Genomic DNA, 18,415 nt, shown 5'->3' on the forward strand with positions numbered 1-18,415 from the left:
CAGGCTCAACTGTCGAGTTAGCACTCAATGTGTCTAAGGGGCATTTCTTTGACCTTGAGACCGGCAAACGGATTAAATTATAAGAAAATGAGCTCAAGAGGTGGGAGTGGCTTACAAAACTCTTAGGTGTCATGTGTGGTTATTCCATACGGTTCTCGTTTTAGTTTTCTTTAATATTGTTACACTATCATAATACTATGAAAAAAGACAAGGAGAAAGACATGACCTATAGTTACGTAAGAAGCCCATTATCCATTTATTACGCATCAATTGCACCTATTGTAGACGAATTTGAATCCTTATACAGCAAGCAAGTCTGGCTGGTTGGGGATTGGGCATTAGAGGGGCAACAAGTATTGACATTGTTGTTAAAAGAGAGACCTGATCTAGGTCGAGATTTGACCAGCTTAAAGCCCATTTTCAAGGAAAAATTTCTTCAGAGGCTTGACCGTGTAAGGTCTTATCAACCATAGGAAAGTAGGTCTGGGATAGCATGGCGACTGAGACATAGTCACATGCTGTCTTGACCTATTTTTGAGCTTGAAAAAGTTTAGGGGAAAATTTACCTGTTATCACGAGTTTTTGCTTGCAAAATCCCAAAAAATGGTTTAAAATAGTTATTTGTGAGTAGACCTCACTTACCTGCGCCAAAGAGTGCAGGTCATTAGACCAAAAGGAGGACATATCAATGGCTAAATACGAAATTCTTTATATCATTCGTCCAAACATTGATGAAGAAGCAAAAAACGCTTTGGTAGCGCGTTTTGACTCAATTTTGACTGACAATGGTGCAACCATCATTGAATCAAAAGCATGGGAAAAACGTCGTCTGGCTTACGACATCCAAGATTTTCGTGAAGGACTTTACCATATCGTTAACGTTGAAGCAACTGACGCTATCGCTCTGAATGAGTTTGATCGTCTGTCAAAAATCAACGGCGATATTCTTCGTCATATGATTGTGAAACTCGACGCTTAAGTAGGTGACCTATGATTAACAATGTCGTACTCGTTGGTCGGATGACCCGTGATGCTGAGCTTCGTTACACCCCGTCAAATGTGGCGACAGCCAGCTTTACTTTGGCTGTTAACCGGACATTTAAAAATCAAGCTGGAGAACGTGAAGCTGATTTTATCAACTGCGTTATCTGGCGTCAGCAAGCTGAAAACCTTGCAAACTGGGCTAAGAAAGGTGCCTTAATCGGCATTACTGGTCGTATCCAGACACGTTCTTATGACAATGCCCAAGGACAAAGGGTTTATGTAACAGAAGTTGTTGCGGAAAATTTCCAAATGCTGGAAAGCCGTACGGCAAGAGAAGGACAAGGCGGCTATACATCAGCTCCTAGTCAAGGTTTTGGCGGCAACAACTACCAACAACCAGCTCAAACACCTAACTTCGCTAGAGAAGAAGGCCCGTTCGGCGGGTCAAATTCAATGGAAATCTCAGATGATGATTTACCATTCTAAACTGATATAAAGGAGAGAACCTATGGCTCAACCACAACGTCGCGGCGGTGCATTCAAACGCCGTAAAAAAGTTGACTATATCGCAGCTAACAAGATTGAATATGTTGATTACAAAGATACTGAGCTTCTCAGCCGTTTCATCTCAGAACGTGGAAAAATTTTGCCACGTCGTGTGACTGGAACGTCTGCTAAGAATCAACGTAAAGTAACAACAGCAATCAAACGTGCTCGCGTTATGGCCTTGTTACCATTCGTTAACGAAGACTAATGAAAATATCTCAGCTCAGGCTGGGATTTTTCTTTTATCTGTAAAATATGATACGAACTAGCAGAGCTCAGAACTTGAGCCTTAAACCAAGAAAGTTACTTTTAAATTATCCCTCTGGACGAGGACCTGTATACAGTTGCTAGCCAGCACCTCTAATGTTTTTTTGTTAGCGTTTTAGTCGAAATTATTTCTTCCCAAAAAAATGATAAAAACACTTGCAACCGCAATCAGTTTGTGTTATACTACTTATGAACAACGCAAGCGGTTGCGTTTCTAAAAAATTTCAGGAGGTCCAATCAAATGTTGAATTGGAAAAAAATCGCTTTAAGCTCTCTTGGGCTTGCTTCTGCCCTAACTTTAGCGGCTTGTGGCAACTCTTCTTCATCAAACACAGCAGAAAAATCTGCTGAGGGAGAAAAGTCATTGGTTGTTTCTGTAGATACTGGCTATGTTGACTACATTAACAAGATCAAAACAAAATTCGAAGAAGAAAATGGTGTTAAAATCACTGTTAAAGAAGAAGGTATGATTGATACCTTGGATAAGTTAGCGACAGATGGCCCAACAGGTGCTGCCCCAGACGTTTTTGTGGCACCTTATGACCGCGTGGGTGGTTTAGGTAACGAAGGTCAACTTGCTGAAGTAACCTTGGGTAACAAAGCTGATTATGATGAAACAGCACAAAACTTGGTTACTTTAGATGGAAAAATCTACGGCGCTCCAGCTGTTGTAGAATCATTAATTCTTTACTACAACAAAGATTTAATCAAAGAGGCTCCAAAAACATTTGCAGAACTCGAAGAGCTTCAAAAAGATGCCAAGTATGCCTTCGCTTCAGAAAATGGTAAATCAGTAGCATTCTTGGCAAACTGGACTAACTTCTACTATGCTTACGGTCTGATTGCTGGTCACGGTGGTTACGTCTTTGGTGACCACGGTACTAAGCCATCAGATATCGGTTTGGACAATGCTGGTACTGTAGAAGGACTTGAGTATGCTAAAAAATGGTATGCTATGTGGCCTCAAGGAATGCAAGATACAACAAAAGCAGGAGACTTCATCACTGAACAATTTACATCAGGTAAAACAGCTGCAATCATTGATGGTCCTTGGGCTGCAGCAGCACTTAAAGAAGCTGGTGTAAACTTCGGAGCTGCTCAAATTCCAACTCTTACTAACGGTGGCAACTACGAAGCCTTCGGTGGTGGTAAAGCTTGGGTTATCTCAAACTACAGCAAAAACATGGATGTTGCTCAAAAATTCCTTGACTATGTCACAAACGAAGAGAACCAAAAATCATTCTACGATGCTACGCAAGAAATTCCTGCTAACACTAAAGCACGCGAATATGCTTCAGCACAAGGAAATGAGTTGACAAGCGCTGTTATTGCTCAATTCTCAAATGCTCAACCAATGCCAAACATTCCTCAAATGGCAGAAGTTTGGGAACCAGCAGGTACATTGTTCTTTGACGTTGCCTCAGGTAAAAAAGATGCTAAGACAGCCAGCAAAGAAGCTGTAACCTTCATTAAAGAAGCTATCGAGCAAAAATATTCTGAATAAAACCTCAAAAAGCTGATTCAGAACTATTTCTGCTCAGCTTTTTCTCTCCCTATCACTGCCTAAAAGTGATTGATAGGGAGAGAAAAGGCTGAACAGAAAGAATACATATTAGGAAGAAGGAATGGAATGAACAAGGCAGGATTTTTGCATATTCCTGACTCAAGGTATTGTTTTGCAATTTCTGATGACGAAGTTGTCATTCGTTTGCGGGTTGCAAAAGAAGATCAAGAGTTAGAGATTAGCCTAGTTTATGGTGATAAGTACACCTATCACCAACATCAAAAAGAAGTTCCGATACCGTTCAAATGTACTGATGCCATTTATGCTTATTTCGAGATTCGCCTAAAGTTGACAGACGTTCGACTGACCTATGTTTTCAAAGTTCAGGACGGAGACAACTGCTGGTACTACCATGAAAATGGCTTTAGTGAACAGTACGATTTTGCTTATGCGTTTTATAACTGCTTCCAACTGCCGTACATCAACCCAATTGATGTTCATCGTGTGGTCGACTGGGCAGACAGCGCAGTGTTTTACCAGATTTTTGTGGATCGTTTTTATCGCGGAGATGCTGAGAAGGATGATACCTACATCAATATGGCGTGGACGGACAGGCCGCTTCCGAAAAGTTTTGCCGGAGGTGATCTTGAGGGGATTAGGCAAAAGTTACACTACCTCAAGGACTTGGGAATAACTACCATTTACCTGACTCCGATTTTTTCATCCATCAGCAATCATAAGTATGATATTCGAGATTATTACGATGTTGACAAACAGTTTGGTAGCAAGTTAAGCCTAAAGCAGTTAATTGATGACAGTCATGACTTGGGGATGAAAATTATCCTTGATGCGGTCTACAATCATTCCAGTGACTTGCTTCCAGAATTTCAAGATGTGATGAACAAGGGGAAGGCTTCGCCATATTTTGACTGGTTTATGATTGACGGTGAAACTGTTGACCAAAAAGCAATCAATTATGAGACATTTGCTGCTTGCTCCTATATGCCAAAGTTTAACACGTCCAATCTTGATGTGCAGGACTACCTCTTGGATGTCACCCTTTACTGGACGCGAGAGTTTCAGCTAGATGGTTGGAGACTTGATGTCTCAGATGAAGTATCGCATGATTTCTGGCGTCGCTTTAGAAAAGCAGTGAAAGCCGTCAATCCCAATATCATTATTATCGGTGAAAACTGGCACGATGCTTACCCCTATTTACAAGGGGATCAGTATGATGGCATCATGAATTATGCCTTTACGAAAGCCTGCATTGATTATTTTGCGACAGATACCCTATCATCTCAGGAGATGGCAGAGCGACTCAATCATATTCTCATGCGAAACACCGATCAGGTCAATCGCATGAATTTGAATTTGCTGGACTCTCATGACACGCACCGCTTCTTTACTCAAATCGGTGGGTCAAGAGATAAGTTATTAGCCGCAGTCGCCTTGCTGTTCACCTATGTCGGTATTCCTTGCCTCTACTATGGGACAGAGATTGCCATGGAAGGTGGCTATGATCCTGACTGTCGTCGCTGTTTCAACTGGGATAAGGTGACCCAAGACAACGATTTACTAACACTGTTCAAAAAGATTATTCGCTTGAAGGAGCTACCGGTTCTTCAAAAAGGTGACATCACCATTACAGCTCAGGGCGATGTGCTAAGTATCCGGCGACACACACCATCTCAGGTCATTGAATTACTCATTAACAAGGGGCAGGAGCGAGAAATTTCTGTTGGCCAGTTAGTCATCGCTAACGGGTTGATCGACACAAACTTAGCAACCCATGGCTTCTTAATTCATCATCTATTGTAGAAAGGGTCATTATGACAAACGATTCACAACATCACAGTCCCCAAAAAGCCATGTGGCTATCCCTCATTTTAGGACTTGGACAACTTTATAACGGTCAAAAAGCAAAAGGATTGATGCTTCTTGGTGTCTTTGCACTAGAAATCCTTGAAATCCTGACCTTTGGGATTCCAGCGATTCAAGGGTTAATCACTCTGGGAACAACCCCTGGTGTTGATCACTCTTTGTTTCTTCTGATCAAAGGATCAATGCAGATTATTTTCTTTATCATCATGCTCTTTATTCATGTAGCAACGATGAGAGATGCGCATTATACTGCTAGACTGGTTCGTGACGGGTTCAAAATCCCGCTCACTGCAAAAGAGACGCTTCACTCTATTTATGAGAACGGTTTTCCTTACTTGCTGACCATTCCTGCTTATCTGGCGATGGCCTTTGCGATTGTCTTTCCTGTTATGGTAACGCTCTTTATTGCCTTTACCAACTACGATTTTAAACATATTCCGCCACAGCGGTTATTGGACTGGATTGGATTTAAAAACTTCATCAATATCGTTCAACTCAGCACCTTTAGAACGGCTTTCTCTGCGGTGTTGAAATGGACCTTTATTTGGACGATTCTTGCCTCAACCCTTCAGATTGTTATTGGGGTAGCGACAGCTATCATTGCTAATCAGCCATTCATCAAGTTTAAGCGGGTATTTGGGGTTATCTTCTTGCTCCCTTGGGCTGTTCCGGCCTTTATCTCCATCATGAGTTTCGGTAACTTCTTTAATGACTCCATCGGTGCGATGAATGTGCAGGTGTTGCCGTTCTTGGAAAAACTGATTCCTTTTGTTGATTTTGGTCTCATTCCATGGAAAACAGATCCGTTTTGGACAAAAGTAGCTGTCATCATGGTGCAAGGCTGGCTTGGTTTCCCTTACATCTACATTTTGGTCTCAGGGATTCTGCAATCTATTCCGTCTGATTTGTATGAGGCGGCGATTATTGATGGGGCAACGGCTTGGCAGAAATTCTGGAAAATCACCTTACCGATGATTTTAGCGGTTGCTGCGCCGACCTTTATTTCTCAGTATACGTTTAACTTTAATAACTTCTCCATCATCTATCTCTTTAACAACGGTGGACCAGGTAGTGTCGGTGGTGGTGCTGGTGCAACAGATATCTTGATTTCTTGGATTTATAAGTTGACCACTCAAACATCGCCACAATTTTCAATGGCATCTGCGGTGACGTTGATTATCTCAATGATTGTCATTTCTGTGTCACTTATCACCTTTAAAAAATTCAATGCGTTTAATATGGAGGATAGATAGATGGCTTCTAAACAATTTTCAAGCTCTGTCAAACGGAAAAAATTTCTGACACAATTCTTTACCTACGTCTATCTGCTCTTGTTAGCAACGATTATCTTGTTCCCAATCATGGTAACGGTTAGCTCAGCTTTTCGCCCAGGGAATGTGACAGCCTTTACGTTTGATCTAACGAGCAATTTCACGCTTAATAACTTTAGTCGCTTGTTCACTGAGACGCTTTATGGGCGTTGGTACCTCAATACGATTATCGTGGCCTTTTTCACCATGATTATTCAAGTGACGGTGATCACCTTGACAGGGTATGCGTATAGTCGTTATAACTTTTACGGCAAGAAAAAAAGTTTATTGTTCTTCTTAGTGATTCAAATGGTGCCAACCATGGCTGCTCTGACTGCCTATTTTGTTATGGCCTGGCTCTTCAACGCTCTTAACCAGTACTGGTTCTTGATTCTGATTTACGTTGGTGGTGGTATCCCGATGAATGCTTGGCTGATGAAAGGCTATTTTGATACGGTACCGTATGACTTGGACGAATCTGCTAAACTCGACGGTGCAGGACATTTGCGGATTTTGTGGCAAATTGTTCTTCCCCTCGTCAAGCCAATGATTGCCGTTCAGGCACTTTGGGCCTTTATGGGACCGTTTGGAGATTTCATGCTCGCTAAGTTCTTGCTTCGCTCACAAGAATACTATACTGTTGCGGTTGGGCTTCAGACCTTTATCTCTGATGCCAAGAACCAACGTGTCACACTTTTTGCAGCAGGAGCTATTTTGATTGCTGTGCCAATCTCAATCCTCTTCTTCATGCTCCAGAAAAACTTTGTGTCTGGTTTGACAAAAGGTGGGACAAAAGGATAGAATAAGAGAATGTTTAATAACATCTCAAATCAGTTTAAGAGTGGTGGCAAGAGATCTTGTCCCACTCTTTCTACGAAAGGAGCTACATGGATGCGCTATCCGATGTCTTATTTTTCCAGCTTGCTATCGCCTAGACGGGTATTTGCCCAGAGAACCTCTCTTACGGTCTGGCAGGCTATTTTGACCACCATTTTCTTGATGTCACTTTTATTTATTCCTGTTTCTCTACAAGTTGGGCAAATGGAGAGTTATCCCCTGGAACGGGTGGTTAGTGGCATTTATGAGCCTTTAAACAAAGAGGTTATTGCTCATCTGCAAACGGGAAAATTAAGAGATGGTGAGTTGATGGTTGAGGAGGCGAGCTTTCCCCAAGTGACTTTTGGTGATAAGGCACCAGAAGAGACCGGGGTGAGCTACCATTTTGGCAAGCAACAGTTAAAACTCGTTAAAGATAAGATTGATGTCGTCACTGTGCCCTACCAACAGCTCAGTCAGCAAGATATTTCCTCAAAAGAGGCGCTGTCAGCAGCAATCTCTAACCACTGGTTTACGAGCAATCGTTTTGGAGTTAGTCTTTTTCTGATTAGTAGTTCTTGCTTGATTTTAGGGACGAACTTTATCTTTTTGGTGCTTGGTGCGAGTGGCATTCTTTTTTTGGCTTCCCTGACCAAATGGTTTGACATCAAGGGGTTCAAACAAGCTTATAATCTGACCTTAACCTGCCTCGGTCTGCCAACTTTACTGGCCTTTGGGTTTGGGTTAACTGGTCAGGAATTGCCAACCATCATCATGACGCAAAATATCCTCTTTGTGTTGGCTGTGGTTTTTGTATTTTTCAAAACTCGTTTTAGAGATACCTAGATGAGAGTGGGCATTCGGCAGAATTTGATATTTCCTCACTTTATTTAATTTTGAACGTTTAGAAGTCGAAAAGGTCTCTTCCTAGACTTTCTTTGACACGGACGTTGTCCGCTCTATTTCCAACTTCCAAAGATTCAGTGGAACTTTGGCAACTCTAAAATCGGCAAAGCTGATAAGAGTTGCTCAAAACCTTTGCGTCTGACTTTGGCAACAATAATAAAAAGGGAGGCTAGGACTTTTGTTCCTGCCTCTATTACTGTTTAATCAGCAACTTTTTTTCTTGACTATTTCTGACCAAGTGGTAGAATAGAGGGTAGCATTAGCGCTCGATAGGATAGAGTGCTAAAAACAGGGCTCAGCTCTGCTATTACCCTAAAAATGGAGGATAAATCATGTTAAAACCATTAGGCGACCGCGTGTTGGTGCGCGTTGCAAAAGAAGAGGAACAGACGGTTGGCGGCTTTGTGCTAGCAGGTGCTAGCCGGGAAGCGACCAAGACCGCCCAAGTCTTGGCTGTCGGTGAGGGCATTCGGACGCTAACGGGTGAGTTGGTGTCTCCAAGTGTCACCGTTAATCAGACAGTTCTGGTCGATCGCTCAGCTGGTCTTGCGGTCAAGCATGAGGGTGAAGAGCTACTCATTGTGCGTGAAGCAGACATCGTCGCCATTATTGAAGCATAGGGAGGAAAGTGATTATGGCAAAAGATATTAAATTTTCAGCAGATGCTCGTGAGAGCATGGTGCGTGGGGTGGACATCCTCGCTAATACAGTTAAAGTAACCCTTGGCCCTAAAGGGCGTAATGTTGTGCTTGAAAAAGCTTTTGGTTCACCGCTCATCACTAACGATGGGGTAACCATCGCTAAGGAAATTGAGCTGGAGGATCATTTTGAAAACATGGGGGCAAAGCTGGTGTCAGAAGTGGCTTCAAAAACCAACGACATCGCCGGTGATGGGACCACAACGGCGACCGTTTTGACCCAAGCTATCGTTCGTGAAGGTCTGAAAAACGTCACAGCCGGTGCTAACCCAATCGGTATCCGTCGCGGGATTGAAGCTGCGGTAAATGTTGCCGTGACAGAACTTAAACATCAAGCTCAAGCAGTTGCAAATAAAGAGGAAATCGCTCAGGTGGCAGCAGTGTCCTCACGTTCTGAAAAGGTTGGTGAGTATATCTCAGAAGCCATGGAGAAGGTCGGTCGTGATGGTGTCATCACTATCGAAGAGTCTCGTGGAATGGAGACTGAACTCGAAGTGGTTGAGGGCATGCAGTTTGACCGAGGTTACCTGTCTCAGTATATGGTGACGGACAATGAAAAAATGGTTGCTGACCTAGACAACCCATTTATCCTCATCACGGATAAGAAAATCTCAAACATTCAGGACATTCTTCCACTCTTAGAAGAGATTCTCAAGACCAACCGTCCGCTCCTCATTATTGCTGATGATGTGGACGGTGAAGCCTTGCCAACCTTGGTGCTCAACAAAATCCGTGGCACCTTCAATGTAGTTGCCGTCAAGGCTCCTGGCTTCGGCGATCGTCGTAAGTCGATGCTAGAAGACATCGCTATCTTGACAGGCGGAACAGTTATCACTGATGATTTGGGACTTGACCTCAAAGATGCCAGCATGGTAGCTCTCGGTCAAGCGGTTAAGGTCTCTGTCGATAAGGATAGCACAGTCATTGTCGAGGGGGCAGGTGACGCGTCAGCTATTGCTAACCGCATTGACATCATTAAGTCTCAAATCGAGACAACGACCTCTGAATTTGATCGCGAGAAACTTCAAGAACGGTTGGCTAAGCTCTCTGGTGGTGTCGCTGTGATCAAGGTTGGTGCGGCGACTGAGACCGAACTCAAGGAGATGAAACTCCGCATTGAGGATGCACTCAATGCGACCCGTGCTGCTGTTGAAGAAGGCATCGTTGCTGGTGGTGGTACTGCTCTGGTCAACGTTATCGCAGCCGTGGCGGCTCTAGATTTGACGAGTGACGAAGCAACTGGTCGCAACATCGTCCAGCGTGCACTGGAAGAACCTGTTCGCCAGATTGCTCTCAACGCTGGTTTTGAGGGGTCTGTTGTCATCGATAAGTTAAAAAATAGCCCAGCTGGTCACGGCTTTAATGCTGCAACTGGTGAATGGGTAGATATGCTAGAAGCTGGCATTATCGACCCTGTGAAGGTAACTCGTTCTGCCCTACAAAATGCGGCGTCAGTAGCTGGCCTCATCTTGACTACTGAAGCTGTCGTGGCTAACAAGCCAGAACCAAAACCAGCTGCCCCAGCTATGGACCCAGGCATGATGGGTGGCATGATGTAAGGCAACTAGGCTGAACAAACCTTTCATCTGATAGATAAAACGAGCAAGATTGGTGTTCTGCTGTCCAGAACTCTGTCTTGCCCGTTTTTTTGTGATGATTCAGTTGGTGTTAACTAGGAGAAGCTTATCCCTAACTGATGATTATGTTTTATTGATTTCCCCTCACCAATTCAGCCACCAAGGGAGATTGCTTTCTGGGCGGGTCGGACGGGGACAAGGGGTACTATGAGGATAAACATCCTTTCAGAAGGGCAGTTCTTCCTCTTCCAAGACGAGGTCTGCCAAGTCTTGACCGACATTATTTTCTCTGATGGCACGTTGAGCACGGCTTTCTAAGAGTTGGAAACTGTGCCCCAGCACCTCAGTGATATAGCGGGTTGAACCATTTTTGTCATATTTTCTAGTACGCAGTTCGCCATCAATCGAAACGAGCGTACCCTTGCCACCGTAACTGGCTAGGGTCTCAGCTTGACGTCCCCAGAAGACAACGTTGATGAAATCTGCGCTACGCTCGCCATTTTGGGACTTGAACCGCCTGTTGACGGCAAGCGACACCCGTGTGACCGATTTATCGTTAGGTGTTTTGATCATTTCTGGCACGGCAGTCAATCTGCCAATTAAAACAACTTTATTATACATATCATTTCCTCCTAATAGGGTATTCGTAAAAGGGTTGAAAAAATAATATAATTATCAAAAAAAAGGAGAAAAAAGTGATGGACATTGCGCATTATCGCCAAACCCTCGAGCAACCCTGGGGAAAAATTTTTTATCAGGTGTTATTTGACCAATTAAAGGAAGTTAAAGGGAAGCGTGTCTTGGATTTTGGGGCAGGATTTTGTTTGACAGCTGATTTCCTCAGTCAAAACAATACGGTTGTGGCTGTTGACCCGTCAGCTGAGATGCTCTATCATCAGGAACAGCCAAACTTATCTAAATATCACGGCTCAATCGACCTACTTGACCAGTTTCCAGATGCCAGTTTTGATGTCATCATCTGCCACAATGTCTTGGAATATGTTGCAATGGAAGATTATCCGACCTACTTGACTGCCTTTCATCGCTTGCTGACACCGTCAGGTCAGTTGTCTATCGTCAAGCATCACCGTGCTGGGAAAGTGATGCAGGCTGTCGTTTTTAACCATCAGATTGACACGGCAATGGACTTGCTGGCTGGGGCTGATTATCATAGCCCATCATTCAATCAGGGGAGGTGTTATGACATGGCAGAATTGGTTCAGTCAGGACAGTTTAGAATCGAACGTTATCAGGGGATTCGAACCTTCTATGCCCTACAGCCAAATGAGATTAAGTCGGAGATGGGCTGGTTGGAAGGCATGACCAGAATGGAGTTGGCAGTTTGCGATCACAGTCCTTATCGTGATATTAGCTTTTTTCATCATGTTTGGCTAGAAAAAGTAACAACCTAACCCTTACCGAAAGACTTTAGAAAGAGTTCTTGACTTAAAATAGAAAGGTTAGCACAAATGATCAAACAATTACAGGAAAAACTAAATCAATCTCACCCCTATACTAGTGAGGAACTGGCGTGGTTGCTCAGTCATATTGGTGATCCTGACCCAGCTGTTCGTGACAATCTGGTTTATCTCAGCTTTTGTCATGCCTTGCTTGATGGTTTTGTTGATGAGGTACAGTTGGCTAGTTTGCTCGATGAGACGCTAACAAGGCAGCTACAGACAACTGGTCTAGGGGTCTGTGATGAGCGTACCCTAACCAGATCTTTCACTAGCCTATTGCATACTCTATTGCTTTATGTGGATGGTCAGGAGGGGCACCCTTATCGTGGGTGGATGAGGGCGTCTCAGAGAGAGATGTTATGGCAACTGGTCCTAGACTACCTGCCAGCTGAGCGTGACATCAGAGGTTATGATAGCGTTTATGGCTGGGTTCATGCTATTGCACACGGTGCAGATTTTTTACAAGCGGTAGCTTGTCATCCCGAGTTTCCCTTAAACCGTCTAACTGATGTTTGGGAGGTGATCAGGGATGTTTTACTGGAAGTTGAAACAACTTTCTCGGCAGGTGAGAGTAGTCGTTTAGCGGCAGTCCTTCTCCAACTGCTTGCTCAGGAGCGGCTCACTCAGGACCAAGTAGCGATGTGGTTAAGTGACCTGCAGGTATCTGGAGATGAGCCCAGCGATTATGCTAAACAACTCAATAGCCAGGCCTTTTTATCGGTGTTATATTTCCAATTAGAAAAAGAGGGGGTGCTAGGCACGACTCTCAAGCAGGCGTTGTTGAACCACCCTCATTTGCTAGCGTGAAAGGAGTGAAAAATGTCCGTTTCTTGCTTGTTTTGTAGTGACTTGCCTTTTATATTAGAAAATAATCTAGCTGGCGCCTTTTACGATAAACACCCTGTCAATCAGGGGCATTTGCTGATTGTTCCCAAACGCCATGTGGAGGATTATTTTGGGTTAACATCAGTCGAAAAACAAGCCATTGATGACCTCTTGCAGTTGGGTAAGGAAATGCTAGAGACGCGTTATCAGCCAGATGGTTACAATGTCGGTGCCAACTGCGGTGCGGTTGCCGGTCAGACCATTTTTCACTGCCACATCCATCTGATTCCTCGTTACAAGGGGGATACGCCAAAGCCAAAAGGCGGTGTCAGAGGGGTTATTCCTGAACGCCAAGGCTATCAGACAGCGGAGGACTAATTGCTGATATGCCATTGTTAGTATCATCAAGTTAGTATAGATAGAAGTCGTCTGTCATAAGGTTTTTTCATAAGAATAAGTGAAACAGAGCAACTCAGAAATGGGTTGCTTTTTGATTTAAGATAATTTTCAGAATATTTTTAGGAATGTTTTAGAAAAAGCGCCTATACTTTGTCTCAGAAAGAAGATAATACTTATGAAAACAAAAATGATACTTCCGCCCCTCCTTACGGTGCTAACCTTAGCAGCTTGCCAAGCCAAAGCAGACTTAAGTTCGACAGCATCGTCAACAGCAACTATAGCAACCAGTTCTAATCAGGCAACGGTAACAGCAACTTCTACGACGACTGGCAACACGACCTATTTCTCTGAAAAGGATTTGGACGCCAGCTACGATGCAGCGACAGCTAGTATCATCCAGCTCAATGGTTCTTCGGCGACGGTCACAGGAACTGGCGTGTCTGTATCAGGTTCTGTGGTGAAGATTACGTAGGCGGGTACCTACATCGTCTCAGGCTCTAGCCAAGGCGTTCAACTGTTGGTTGAAGCAGCAGATACAGATGATGTCCACATCGTGCTCAATGGTGTCACCATGACAGGGACAGATGCCCTTATCGCTGCCACCTCTGCGGACAATGTCTACCTGACCCTAGCTGATGGCACGCACAATAAACTAGCCGATTCTGCCAATCGGACGGCAACAGACTACAGCGCAGCCATTTACAGCAAAAAAGACCTAACCATCAATGGAGCAGGTAGTCTCGAAGTCGAGGGCAACTACAACAATGCCATCAAGTCGAATGACGACCTGAAAATTGCGGGTGGGACCTACACCATAACAGCCGTTAAACATGCCCTGTCAGCCAATGATGCGCTGAATATGACTGGAGCGACCATGACCCTGACGGCGACAGAAGATGTCCTTCACTCGGACAATGACGAGGACACTAGCCTCGGTAATCTTTATATTGAAAATAGCAACCTCACCATCACGGCTGGTGACGATGCTATCCATGCGACCAATGAACTGGTCATCGATAGCGGTACCATTGACATCCAGTCCAGCACAGAAGGAATCGAAGGAAAGGTTATCACCATCAATGGCGGCACGATTGCCCTTAATGCGACGGATGACGGCATCAATGCGACCGACTGGACCAAGTCATCTGATAGCATGATGGTCATGGATGGGGTCAGCCTGACCATCAACGGTGGCGATATTACCATCAACATGGCTGCTGGCGATACCGATGCCATCGATTCCAATAGTGATTTGACCATAACAGGAGGGAATCTCACCATTATAGGACAGTCTGCCTTTGACTTTGACGGCACAGTGACCCATACGGGTGGCACAATTACGGTCAATGGTCAGCAGATGACCGACATCACCAACTCCATGATGATGGGTGGACCTGGTGGTGGTATGCCAAGACGCTAAACGATGACTAATCTAAGAGAAGAACACAACATGACCAAACGCATTCACCAAAAAGAGTTTAAGCGGGTAGAAACCAAATATTTAGTGAGCCTAGCTCAGCTGCCCCACTTGCTGTCAGACTTGGGCGAGTACATGGAGGCAGATGACTTTGCCCAATCCACCATCACAAGCCTCTACTTTGATACGAAGCATTTTGATATGGTTCAAGATTCGTTGGCCAAAAAATACGGCAAGGAAAAGCTTCGTTTGAGGACTTATGACAGGAATGGCGATTTAGAGGCACCAGCATTTTTAGAAATCAAGCAAAAAATAGATGGTGTTGGCTACAAATATCGAATCAAAACCACTCCCAAGCAGGCAGGTCTGCTAGTGGCAGGTGACGTGGAAAATCATACTGAAGATAAACGGCTGCTGGCCCAGCTGGAAACATTGCAACAGAGATACGGCACGATTAAACCGCGGATGTTAATTTCCTACAAGCGTCTATCATTCAAAGGCAAGGACAATCCGTCAGTCCGTGTCACGCTGGACACGAGCGTCACCTAGGCTGTGGTCAACGACCTTGTCCTGACAAGTTCGATGGCTCTTCCACTTTTGCCAGAGCAACAACTGATTATGGAGATTAAGGTCAGTGACCAGCTGCCTGCTTGGCTGGAGAATATCTTACATCAGTACAATCTTGACAAAGTATCATTTTCTAAATATGGTCAGGCTTATACCCTGCACCAGTCCAAAATGTTAGTGAGGGATCCACATTATGCTTAATCAATTGTTTCAAAGTGTCATCAGTCAGTCAACGGTGTCAACATCGGGTTGGGGCTTGGTGTTGAGCCTTCTGACCAGTATGGTTTTGGGGTTAGCCTTAGCTTATCTCTACCAACATAAAACGTCTTATTCTCGTGAGACTCAGATTGGGTCGTTAGCTTATCGCGCACGACCAAGAAGAAAAAAGTCTTTAGACAGTTTGTTCATCAAGACAGTAGGAAAATTGACGGTTTAAGGTCGATTTTCCTGCTGTTTTGTTGGTCATGGGCAATGGTTGAAAGTACGTGCTTCATCTGGCAAAATCAGAGCCTGTATCGTGGTGTTGAGGGGCTATTGATTTGACAAGTGTGTGTGATTTTGCTACAATACCCTTAACAACACGATGAAAGTCAAAGCTCATTGTCTTGTGCGTTCTTTGGCGTGCAATGATGAACTAGCTTTGGCTTTTTCTGACGACTGGAGGTGACCCATGGATTTTAGAACAACAACAGACCATAAGACGTTTGGCGTTCGATCAACAGCGCTGTTGGTTAGGGGCAATCAGATTTATCTCGCCAAATCGCCTGCTGGACAATATTACTGCATTGGTGGCGCGATTGCTGTCGGTGAAACGACTGAAGAGGCTGTCCGACGTGAGGTGCGTGAGGAGGTTGGCTGTGATAGCCAGGTTGATGAACTCGCCTTTGTCGTTGAGAACCACTTTGAGCTGGACGGTCGGATTTTTCATCAGATCGAGTTCCACTATTTGGTCACGCCGCTGTCTGAACCAAATGCCAGCATGGTTGAAGGTGACAGCCGTCGCCAGTGTGAATGGGTGAGTTTTGACGACCTTGAGGCACTTGACCTCAACCCAGCTTTTCTAAAGACCGCTCTCAAAAACTGGGACGGGCAGGTCAAGCATGTGGTGAATATGGAGGGAACATCAAATGAGCGTTAGGTTAATCGCCCATGTGTTCGTGACGGTTGATGAGTGCTTGAGTGGCGGCATGATTGACCAGGCCTATCGGGATGGGGAGGTTTGTCAGTATATTTAGGGGAAAGATATGTCTGGAAATAGTGTTTGTGATTGACGAAGTATTTGCTTTAATGATATAATTAATTTGCAATCTTTGTTAAAAAAAGGAGAATATGATGAAAAGTAGAGTTCAGCGTGCGCAACTTCAAAAAAAATATGGTTTTAGAAAGTTGAAAGCCTGCGGGATGGTTTCTGCGGTTATTGGAGCTAGTTTGTTGTCTTTGTTTGGTCAAAGTCAAGTTTTTGCTGATAACGCAACTTCTTCAGATACTAATGAGATAACTGTTCAGTATCGTTATTCAACCGTTGATGAATTAAATGCGGAAGAGAAGGCTAGTCTGATTCAGGCTTTACCAGAAAAAGTTACTAAGGAAGCTACCTATTACCTTGTTTATCGTCCAACCTCAAGTGTCAAGGCAAGTTTGCCGCAAACTAATAGTACAAGTAGTCCTTTAGTTGCTCTCTTAGGAATTGGAGCATTGATTGTGGCTGTTAAGGTAGGTAAGTCTGGTCGTAAGAGTGCTATCTACATGGCAACTTTGACTGCTGTTGGTGGTTTGGCAACAGCAACTGTAGTTCATGCGATTTCAACAGGTACTTTATCTGCTTACAACAAAGATGTGACAGTGAGAATTGGTGAGGAATTACCTAGCGGTAAGCTTGCTATCTCTGGTTATGAGTTTGTCGGTTATTTTGAATCAACATCGACTGATGCTGGTGATAAGGTGGCACAACAACCAAAAGTAACAGAGACTCCAGAGCAACCAAAAACTCCAGAACAACCAGAGCAACCAAAAACTCCAGAACAACCCGAAGTTCCAGAGCAACCAGAAACTCCAGAACAGCCAGAAGTTCCGGAGCAACCAGAAACTCCAGAGCAACCAAAAACTCCAGAACAACCCGAAGTTCCAGAGCAACCAGAAACTCCAGAACAGCCAGAAGTTCCGGAGCAACCAGAAACTCCAGAGCAACCAGAAACTCCAGAACAGCCAGAAGTTCCGGAGCAACCAGAAGCTCCAGAACAGCCAGAAGTTCCAGAGCAACCAGAAACTCCGGAACAGCCAGAAGCTCCAGAGCAACCAGAAACTCCGGAACAGCCAGAAGCTCCAGAACAACCAGAAACTCCAGAACAACCAGAAACTCCGGAACAGCCAGAAGCTCCAGAGCAACCAGAAACTCCGGAACAGCCAGAAGTTCCAGAGCAACCAGAAACTCCAGAACAGCCAGAAGTTCCAGAGCAACCAGAGGTTAAAAATTATGAAACTGGTATTGCTCTAGGGAGTTCGAATATAAAAGACTACGTTGTTAACCTGACACAAACGTCTGTGAAATCAGAGGCAATGGAATACCTTAAGCAACTTCGTTTGGATATGTATAACAACATCAATCCAAGATTTAATAATACTGATTTACGGTCTTATTTGGCGTCCAAAAATATTACTTCTGCTGAGCAGTACGCGGATAGTTTTAAGTGGGATGAGACCTTGGAACGTATTGCGATTCAACGTGCTTTAGAGACAGGTATTCATAAAGCAGTTGCTCATAAGAGAGTGAATAGTTCTAGTATTTTTTCTGCTAGAGATTTGGAGACAGGCAAAGGTTTTAATGGTGAGATTATCCAGTGGGGCTATGGCATGAGAGATGCCTTGACTGCATCTGATGCATTTGCTTATGGTGAACTAGACGCTCTAAATGCTTCTAATGGTGTCTATAATAGCAATAATGGTCACCTACATACCTTGTTAAATCCAGATAATAAATCTTATGGTTTTGCTAGTATCATGAGCCCAGACTTTCTTTATGGAGGAGTTACATTGGGGGTTTCTAGTCGAGCAGAATCAACAGATGAAACTGGTGGTCATTTGGAGGGTTCTTATCGGATTACCTATGGCATTGACTAAGTGAATAATCATAGTACTAATTTATAAATGATATTGGTTGAAAGAGATTTCTTTTTCTGCTAAAATAATCCTAACAACACGATGAAAGTCAAAGCTCATTGTCTTGTATGCTTTTTTGCATGCAATTCTGGGAGTTTT

Annotated in this window: 18 protein-coding genes and 2 pseudogenes; 19 read left to right on the top strand and 1 reads right to left on the bottom strand. The window is 44.0% G+C overall.

Annotated features, from left to right (window positions below; translation table 11 throughout):
• Window positions 1–221 precede the first annotated feature (221 nt).
• The 11 genes from ACERC8_RS06550 to groL all read left to right on the top strand — a co-directional run bounded on the left by ACERC8_RS06550 (window position 222) and on the right by groL (window position 10,474).
• Window positions 222–473 carry a hypothetical protein gene (locus ACERC8_RS06550; protein ID WP_373659100.1) on the top strand — a complete coding sequence of 84 codons (252 nt, stop codon included), beginning with the start codon at window positions 222–224 and terminating at the stop codon, window positions 471–473.
• A gap of 215 nt (window positions 474–688) precedes the next feature.
• Window positions 689–979: a 30S ribosomal protein S6 gene (rpsF, locus tag ACERC8_RS06555; RefSeq protein ID WP_373659101.1), complete on the top strand. Its 291-nt coding sequence runs from the start codon at window positions 689–691 to the stop codon at window positions 977–979.
• A gap of 11 nt (window positions 980–990) precedes the next feature.
• Window positions 991–1,470: a single-stranded DNA-binding protein gene (locus ACERC8_RS06560; protein ID WP_373659102.1), complete on the top strand. Its 480-nt coding sequence runs from the start codon at window positions 991–993 to the stop codon at window positions 1,468–1,470.
• A gap of 22 nt (window positions 1,471–1,492) precedes the next feature.
• Window positions 1,493–1,738, top strand: a complete 246-nt coding sequence (rpsR, locus tag ACERC8_RS06565) for a 30S ribosomal protein S18 (RefSeq protein ID WP_018368842.1) — start codon at window positions 1,493–1,495, stop codon at window positions 1,736–1,738.
• A 300-nt stretch (window positions 1,739–2,038) separates the two neighbouring features.
• The gene (locus ACERC8_RS06570) at window positions 2,039–3,301 is read left to right on the top strand and encodes an extracellular solute-binding protein (protein ID WP_373659104.1); all 1,263 of its coding nucleotides are present in this window, start codon (window positions 2,039–2,041) and stop codon (window positions 3,299–3,301) included.
• Window positions 3,302–3,427: 126 nt separating this feature from the next.
• Complete coding sequence (locus ACERC8_RS06575) at window positions 3,428–5,122, top strand: glycoside hydrolase family 13 protein (protein WP_373659105.1); 1,695 nt, start codon at window positions 3,428–3,430, stop codon at window positions 5,120–5,122.
• Between the two features lie 11 nt (window positions 5,123–5,133).
• The gene (locus ACERC8_RS06580) at window positions 5,134–6,438 is read left to right on the top strand and encodes a carbohydrate ABC transporter permease (protein WP_018368845.1); all 1,305 of its coding nucleotides are present in this window, start codon (window positions 5,134–5,136) and stop codon (window positions 6,436–6,438) included.
• On the top strand, window positions 6,439–7,296 hold the full coding sequence (locus tag ACERC8_RS06585; RefSeq protein WP_018368846.1) for a sugar ABC transporter permease: 858 nt from the start codon (window positions 6,439–6,441) through the stop codon (window positions 7,294–7,296).
• Window positions 7,297–7,386: 90 nt separating this feature from the next.
• Window positions 7,387–8,157: a hypothetical protein gene (locus ACERC8_RS06590; RefSeq protein ID WP_373659106.1), complete on the top strand. Its 771-nt coding sequence runs from the start codon at window positions 7,387–7,389 to the stop codon at window positions 8,155–8,157.
• A gap of 392 nt (window positions 8,158–8,549) precedes the next feature.
• The gene (gene groES / locus ACERC8_RS06595; protein WP_373659107.1) at window positions 8,550–8,837 is read left to right on the top strand and encodes a co-chaperone GroES; all 288 of its coding nucleotides are present in this window, start codon (window positions 8,550–8,552) and stop codon (window positions 8,835–8,837) included.
• A 14-nt stretch (window positions 8,838–8,851) separates the two neighbouring features.
• The gene (gene groL, locus ACERC8_RS06600) at window positions 8,852–10,474 is read left to right on the top strand and encodes a chaperonin GroEL (RefSeq protein WP_373659108.1); all 1,623 of its coding nucleotides are present in this window, start codon (window positions 8,852–8,854) and stop codon (window positions 10,472–10,474) included.
• A 243-nt stretch (window positions 10,475–10,717) separates the two neighbouring features.
• On the opposite strand, the gene ACERC8_RS06605 is transcribed toward groL, so the two are convergent.
• The gene (locus ACERC8_RS06605; RefSeq protein ID WP_018368850.1) at window positions 10,718–11,113 is read right to left on the bottom strand and encodes a single-stranded DNA-binding protein; all 396 of its coding nucleotides are present in this window, start codon (window positions 11,111–11,113) and stop codon (window positions 10,718–10,720) included.
• A gap of 77 nt (window positions 11,114–11,190) precedes the next feature.
• On the opposite strand from ACERC8_RS06605, the gene ACERC8_RS06610 reads away from it, so the two are divergent.
• From ACERC8_RS06610 to ACERC8_RS06645, 8 genes and pseudogenes are all read left to right on the top strand, one after another.
• A complete protein-coding gene (locus ACERC8_RS06610; RefSeq protein WP_373659109.1) occupies window positions 11,191–11,904 on the top strand; it encodes a class I SAM-dependent methyltransferase in 714 nt (237 codons plus the stop codon).
• A 57-nt stretch (window positions 11,905–11,961) separates the two neighbouring features.
• Window positions 11,962–12,759, top strand: a complete 798-nt coding sequence (locus tag ACERC8_RS06615; RefSeq protein WP_373659110.1) for a DUF2785 domain-containing protein — start codon at window positions 11,962–11,964, stop codon at window positions 12,757–12,759.
• A 12-nt stretch (window positions 12,760–12,771) separates the two neighbouring features.
• Entirely contained in the window at window positions 12,772–13,155 is a 384-nt protein-coding gene (locus ACERC8_RS06620) for an HIT family protein (RefSeq protein WP_373659111.1), read from the top strand.
• 196 nt (window positions 13,156–13,351) lie between these two features.
• Window positions 13,352–14,596: pseudogene (locus ACERC8_RS06625) on the top strand (carbohydrate-binding domain-containing protein).
• A 30-nt stretch (window positions 14,597–14,626) separates the two neighbouring features.
• Window positions 14,627–15,361, top strand: a pseudogene (locus ACERC8_RS06630) (polyphosphate polymerase domain-containing protein).
• Window positions 15,354–15,596 carry a hypothetical protein gene (locus ACERC8_RS06635; protein WP_373659112.1) on the top strand — a complete coding sequence of 81 codons (243 nt, stop codon included), beginning with the start codon at window positions 15,354–15,356 and terminating at the stop codon, window positions 15,594–15,596. Before ACERC8_RS06630 ends, ACERC8_RS06635 begins: the two are co-directional and overlap by 8 nt.
• A 234-nt stretch (window positions 15,597–15,830) precedes the next feature.
• Window positions 15,831–16,298: an NUDIX hydrolase gene (locus ACERC8_RS06640; RefSeq protein WP_373659113.1), complete on the top strand. Its 468-nt coding sequence runs from the start codon at window positions 15,831–15,833 to the stop codon at window positions 16,296–16,298.
• A 194-nt stretch (window positions 16,299–16,492) separates the two neighbouring features.
• Window positions 16,493–18,277, top strand: coding sequence for a hypothetical protein (locus ACERC8_RS06645; protein WP_373659114.1), 1,785 nt, complete (start codon window positions 16,493–16,495; stop codon window positions 18,275–18,277).
• Window positions 18,278–18,415 lie beyond the last annotated feature (138 nt).

This window comes from Streptococcus sp. E29BA, assembly GCF_041807805.1.
Classification (GTDB): domain Bacteria; phylum Bacillota; class Bacilli; order Lactobacillales; family Streptococcaceae; genus Streptococcus; species Streptococcus entericus.

What these genes read in the sequence shown, in the direction of transcription:
- ACERC8_RS06550 (WP_373659100.1), top strand. Translation starts at nt 222, where the DNA reads ATGACCTATAGTTACGTAAGAAGCCCATTATCCATTTATTACGCATCA.
- rpsF (WP_373659101.1), top strand. Translation starts at nt 689, where the DNA reads ATGGCTAAATACGAAATTCTTTATATCATTCGTCCAAACATTGATGAA.
- ACERC8_RS06560 (WP_373659102.1), top strand. Translation starts at nt 991, where the DNA reads ATGATTAACAATGTCGTACTCGTTGGTCGGATGACCCGTGATGCTGAG.
- rpsR (WP_018368842.1), top strand. Translation starts at nt 1,493, where the DNA reads ATGGCTCAACCACAACGTCGCGGCGGTGCATTCAAACGCCGTAAAAAA.
- ACERC8_RS06570 (WP_373659104.1), top strand. Translation starts at nt 2,039, where the DNA reads ATGTTGAATTGGAAAAAAATCGCTTTAAGCTCTCTTGGGCTTGCTTCT.
- ACERC8_RS06575 (WP_373659105.1), top strand. Translation starts at nt 3,428, where the DNA reads ATGAACAAGGCAGGATTTTTGCATATTCCTGACTCAAGGTATTGTTTT.
- ACERC8_RS06580 (WP_018368845.1), top strand. Translation starts at nt 5,134, where the DNA reads ATGACAAACGATTCACAACATCACAGTCCCCAAAAAGCCATGTGGCTA.
- ACERC8_RS06585 (WP_018368846.1), top strand. Translation starts at nt 6,439, where the DNA reads ATGGCTTCTAAACAATTTTCAAGCTCTGTCAAACGGAAAAAATTTCTG.
- ACERC8_RS06590 (WP_373659106.1), top strand. Translation starts at nt 7,387, where the DNA reads ATGCGCTATCCGATGTCTTATTTTTCCAGCTTGCTATCGCCTAGACGG.
- groES (WP_373659107.1), top strand. Translation starts at nt 8,550, where the DNA reads ATGTTAAAACCATTAGGCGACCGCGTGTTGGTGCGCGTTGCAAAAGAA.
- groL (WP_373659108.1), top strand. Translation starts at nt 8,852, where the DNA reads ATGGCAAAAGATATTAAATTTTCAGCAGATGCTCGTGAGAGCATGGTG.
- ACERC8_RS06605 (WP_018368850.1), bottom strand. Translation starts at nt 11,113, where the DNA reads ATGTATAATAAAGTTGTTTTAATTGGCAGATTGACTGCCGTGCCAGAA.
- ACERC8_RS06610 (WP_373659109.1), top strand. Translation starts at nt 11,191, where the DNA reads ATGGACATTGCGCATTATCGCCAAACCCTCGAGCAACCCTGGGGAAAA.
- ACERC8_RS06615 (WP_373659110.1), top strand. Translation starts at nt 11,962, where the DNA reads ATGATCAAACAATTACAGGAAAAACTAAATCAATCTCACCCCTATACT.
- ACERC8_RS06620 (WP_373659111.1), top strand. Translation starts at nt 12,772, where the DNA reads ATGTCCGTTTCTTGCTTGTTTTGTAGTGACTTGCCTTTTATATTAGAA.
- ACERC8_RS06635 (WP_373659112.1), top strand. Translation starts at nt 15,354, where the DNA reads ATGCTTAATCAATTGTTTCAAAGTGTCATCAGTCAGTCAACGGTGTCA.
- ACERC8_RS06640 (WP_373659113.1), top strand. Translation starts at nt 15,831, where the DNA reads ATGGATTTTAGAACAACAACAGACCATAAGACGTTTGGCGTTCGATCA.
- ACERC8_RS06645 (WP_373659114.1), top strand. Translation starts at nt 16,493, where the DNA reads ATGAAAAGTAGAGTTCAGCGTGCGCAACTTCAAAAAAAATATGGTTTT.